The organism is Pseudothioclava nitratireducens (assembly GCF_029210495.1).
GTDB classification, from domain to species: domain Bacteria; phylum Pseudomonadota; class Alphaproteobacteria; order Rhodobacterales; family Rhodobacteraceae; genus Pseudothioclava; species Pseudothioclava nitratireducens.
Map to the genome: position 1 here is coordinate 1 of NZ_JARGDK010000040.1, position 753 is coordinate 753.

The window sequence follows — 753 nt, forward strand, 5'->3', positions numbered from 1 at the left end:
CTGGAGAAGGCCGGCATTCGCTCGACGCGCAAGCTCACCGCGCGGTCCTATCTCGACTGGGGTGTGCCGGTGGAGATTGCCGAAGCTCAGCCGGGCGATATCGCGGTGATCCCGCGGGGGACCTCCAGCTGGCAGGGGCATGTGTTCTTCATCGATCGCATTGAGGGGGCTTGGGTCTGGGGCCTCGGTGGCAACCAGTCCGACGCCGTCAATGTGAAGCGCTACCCGGTCTCGAAGCTCCTCGGTGTGCGGCGGTCGGGGCATGTCGCGGCGTCGGCAACCTTGAGCGTGCGTGAGGTCCAGACGCGTCTGAAGGCGCTTGGCTATCACGAGGTCGGGACGGTCGATGGGGTGGTCGGCCCGCGGACGCGCGCGGCCATCCTCGCGTTCCGCGATGACAACGATCTCGCGCGGGTCCCGATCATCGATGTGGCGCTGAGCGATGCGCTGGACCGGGCGGCCCCGCGGGCCGTGGCGCCGGAGCGGGCCGCTGGCGTCCCGGCCGAAAGCCGGATCGTGACCGCTGCCAATGCCCAGATCGGGCTTGGCGCGATCGGTGCCGCGGGCAGTGTGGTCTCGCAGATCGCCCCTGCCATCACCGAAGCCGAGGGGGCGCGGGATCTGGCCGAGCGCTTTGCTATGCTCGTCGGCCTCCAGGAGGCCCTCGCCTTCGTCCTGCCGTGGTTGGCGGCGGCCGTGTTCCTCGGTGTGATTGTCTACGCCGTGAAGGCACGGGCGGCCCGGATCGAGGAC

1 protein-coding gene is annotated in these 753 nt (G+C 69.6%); it reads left to right on the forward strand.

What is annotated here, in order from left to right; translation table 11 throughout:
* Window positions 1-753, forward strand: a 753-nt coding sequence (locus P0X85_RS15115; RefSeq protein ID WP_275815213.1) for a C40 family peptidase, incomplete at both ends; no start/stop codon positions are given.